At 76.2% G+C, this 3,545-nt stretch carries 3 protein-coding genes; 2 read left to right on the plus strand and 1 reads right to left on the minus strand.

Translation table 11 applies throughout. The features are described from left to right. Positions 1-114: 114 nt before the first annotated feature. Complete coding sequence (locus tag RIF68_RS31015; RefSeq protein WP_309054595.1) at positions 115-867, minus strand: TIGR03089 family protein; 753 nt, start codon at positions 865-867, stop codon at positions 115-117. Positions 868-1,005: 138 nt separating this feature from the next. On the opposite strand from RIF68_RS31015, the gene RIF68_RS31020 reads away from it, so the two are divergent. Next, positions 1,006-2,346, plus strand: coding sequence for a peptidoglycan recognition protein (locus tag RIF68_RS31020; RefSeq protein WP_309054596.1), 1,341 nt, complete (start codon positions 1,006-1,008; stop codon positions 2,344-2,346). An 85-nt stretch (positions 2,347-2,431) separates the two neighbouring features. Continuing rightward, positions 2,432-3,355, plus strand: a complete 924-nt coding sequence (locus RIF68_RS31025) for a DNA-3-methyladenine glycosylase 2 family protein (protein WP_309054597.1) — start codon at positions 2,432-2,434, stop codon at positions 3,353-3,355. Positions 3,356-3,545: the final 190 nt, after the last annotated feature.

Genomic DNA, 3,545 nt, shown 5'->3' on the forward strand with positions numbered 1-3,545 from the left:
GGACGCCGAGGTGGCGTCCGGCCGGGGGGAGAGGACCGGGGACGGGAACCGGTAGCGGGAGCGCGGGGGCGAGGGCGCGGGGCGCGGGGCGGTACCGGGCCGGGGCCGCCCGGGTCAGAGGACCGCGCCGGTGACCCGCTCGCTCTCCACGCGCTTCTCCAGGGCCTCCGGCGGCAGCCGGTCCAGGTTCCGGCAGAGGACGACGGACCCGCCGGCCGCGAGCGGCGCGTACAGACCCGTCGAGAGCCCCTCCCAGCCGTCGTACGCAAGCCCCGACAGGACCCGTGACCCGGGGCCGAGGCCCTGCGCCGCCGCGTCCGTACGGGCCTGTTCGACGAGCTGCGCGCCGGTGCGCTCCACCCCGTCCACGACGAGGGCCGGCGCGTCCGGATCCACCGGTACGAAGGGGGCGAAGCGGTCGCCCTGGCTCGGCACCTCGACCGCGTAGTCCGCGTACCCGGCGGGCGCCGTCGGGAAGCGGCGGCCCAGCGGCGCGAGCGAGAGCGCGACGCGCTCCCCGGAGCAGGCCAGACCCGCCTCCAGCGCGTCCGGCCCCGCGACCACCAGGTCGGCCGCCGCCGGATCACCGCCCACCTCCGCGATCACCCCCACGGACGAGCACGCCAGCAGCCAGACGGCCGTCTGCCAGTGCGCCGGCAGGAGCAGCGCCAGGCGGTCGCCCGGCTCGGCGGACAGCTCGCCCTGGAGCAGGTTCGCGGTCTTGGCCACCCAATTGGCGAAGGTGGCGACGGACAATTCCACGCGCTCACCGGTGGCGTCGTCGTAGAACGTGACGAAGGGGCGCGCCGGGTCCGCGGCAAGCGCGGATCGCAGCAGGTCGGCGGGGGTACGGTCGCTGGCGTTCACGCCGGACAGCGTACGGCGGACGGGTGCACGGCGTCCGCCGTCCCGGTGACATCGTCCACCGGAACGGCGGACACCGGGACCGGTTTCCGGTTCGAATCCCGGCGAGCGGGACGGTCGCCCCGTACGCACGATCGGCCTATGCGTGTCTCACTCGCCTCCCCGATCGCCCTCACCTGCGCGGCGGTGCTCGCCCTGCCGCTTCCGCTCGCCGCTCCCGCGGCGGCCACGGCGCCACCGGCGGCCTCCGCGCTCCCACCGGCCCCCGACGACCTGCCGGGCTCCACCCAGTCCCTGCCCCTCACCCCCCTGGGCGGTTCCTCGCGGGCCTTCGGGGACGGGTCGGCCCGCCCGGCCGACCAGGGGCTCACCCGGCGCGACGTACGGCCGTTCTCGCTCCTCGGCGTCGTCTGGGACGACCCTCGCGCCGCCCTCCACGGCACCGTCCAGGTCCGCACCCGCGCCACCGGCGGCGACGTCTGGTCGGACTGGCAGGACGTCGAGACCCACACCGACCAGCACGGCGCCGACCCGGACAGCGCGGAGGGCGCCTCCGGAGCGCGCCGCGGTGCCACGGCCCCCCTGTGGGTCGGGGACTCCGACGGCGTCGAGATCCGGGTACGGGCCGAGAACGGCGTCCCCTCCCTGCCCGCCGGACTGCGCCTGGAACTGATCGACCCGGGCGAGGCCCCGGGCGGCACCACCCGCGCGGCCGCCGAGGCCGCCGGCCTGAGCGCGCCGGAGGCCGCGGCGACCAGCGCCAACGCGGAACTGGCCCCCTACGGCTCGGCCTGGATCCCGGCGCTGACCAAGGCGGAGACGGAGCGCGGCACCGTCCGCACCGCGCCGGTCCAGGCCGCGAAGGCGAAGAAGCCGTACATCGGGCCGCGCCCGAAGATCGTCACCCGCAAGGGCTGGGGCGCCGACGAACGCATCCGCGAGAAGGGCTTCGTCTACACCAAGACGATCAAGGCGGCCTTCGTCCACCACAGCGCCACCGGCAACAACTACACCTGCGGCCAGGCCCCGTCCGTCCTGCGCGGCATCTACCGCTACCACGTGCTGAGCAGCGGATGGCGCGACGTCGGGTACAACTTCGCCATCGACAAGTGCGGCACCATCTACGAGGGCCGCGCGGGCGGGGTCGCCAAGCCGGTGCTCGGCGCGCACACCCTCGGCTTCAACACCAACAGCATGGGCATCGCCGTCCTCGGCTCCTACGGCAGCAGCACCCCGCCGGCCGCCGTCGTCACCTCCGTCGCCCGCCTGACCGCCTGGAAGCTCGGCCTCCACGGCATCAACCCCAAGGGCACGGTGACCCTCGTCTCGGGCGGCGGCAACCTGTACGCCAAGGGCAAGAAGGTGAAGTTCCACGCCATCGCGGGTCACCGCGACGGTTACCGCACGGACTGCCCCGGCACCCGCCTCTACGGCAAACTCCCCACCACCCGCACCTCCTCGGCCAAGTACCAGGGCCGCTGACCGGGCGGGGGCCCGCTCCTGGGCGGGCCCCCGCCCCGGCCGCCGTCCGTCCCGGAAGCATCCGCCCCCGACTACCCTCGTACCCATGTCCGGCCGCTTCGCCCCCCGCGCCCCCCTCACGACCGTCCCCACCCGGCCGGACCTCCTCCTCACCCTCTCCCCGCTCCGCCGCGGCCCCCACGACCCCACCTTCCGCACCACCCCCGACGGCTCCGTCTGGCGCGCCAGCCGTACCCCCGAGGGCCCCGGCACCCTCCGGGTCGCCGCCCGCGGGGGAGAGGTGGAGGCCGAGGCCTGGGGCCCGGGCGCCGACTGGCTCCTCGCGCGGCTGCCCGCGCTGCTCGGCGCCGACGACGACCCCACCGCCTTCGTCCCCCGGCACAAGCTGCTCCTCGCGGCCCACCGCCGCCGCGGGGGGCTCCGCCTCACCCGCACCGGCCTGGTCCTGGAGTCGCTGATCCCGTCGATCCTGGAGCAGAAGGTCACGGCGGACGAGGCGTACGGCTCCTGGCGCCGGCTCGTCCGGCGGTTCGGCGAACCGGCCCCCGGCCCCGCCCCCGACGGCATGCACGTGATGCCGGACGCCCGCACGTGGGCGATGATCCCGTCCTGGGAGTGGCACCGCGCCAACGTGGACGGCAAGCGGTCGGCCACGATCGTGCGGGCGGCCCGGGTCGCGCCGCGCCTGGAGGAAGCGGCGCGCATGGCACCGCGGGAGGCCCGCCGCCGCCTCGAACTGGTTCCCGGCATCGGCCCGTGGACCAGCGCCGAGACGATCCAGCGCAGCAACGGCGCCCCCGACGAGGTCACCACCGGTGACCTCCACCTGCCCGGCATCATCGGCTGGGCGCTCGCGGGCGACCGGTCGGCGGACGACGCGGCCATGCTGGAGCTCCTGGCCCCCTACGCGGGCCAGCGCCACCGCGCCGCGCGCCTGATCCTCCTCAGCGGCCAGGTCCCGCCCCGCCGCGCCCCGCGCCTGGCCCCGAACGACATCAGGGCCCTCTGACGCCGGGGACGGCCACGCCCCGGCCGAGGCGCCGAACGGCCGTACCTTCCCGGTTCACCGCCTGCCGTTCACCGCACCGCGATGAACGTCTCCGCCGCCCTCGCCGCGCGTTCCTTCGGCGCCGACGCCGGGTGGCCGATCGCCACCGCGCCCATCGGGTCCCAGTCCTCGGGGAGTCCGAGGACCTCCC

The organism is Streptomyces sp. (genome assembly GCF_031178505.1).
Lineage (GTDB): Bacteria > Actinomycetota > Actinomycetes > Streptomycetales > Streptomycetaceae > Streptomyces > Streptomyces gulbargensis.

What these genes read in the sequence shown, in the direction of transcription:
- RIF68_RS31020 (WP_309054596.1), top strand. Translation starts at nt 1,006, where the DNA reads ATGCGTGTCTCACTCGCCTCCCCGATCGCCCTCACCTGCGCGGCGGTG.
- RIF68_RS31025 (WP_309054597.1), top strand. Translation starts at nt 2,432, where the DNA reads ATGTCCGGCCGCTTCGCCCCCCGCGCCCCCCTCACGACCGTCCCCACC.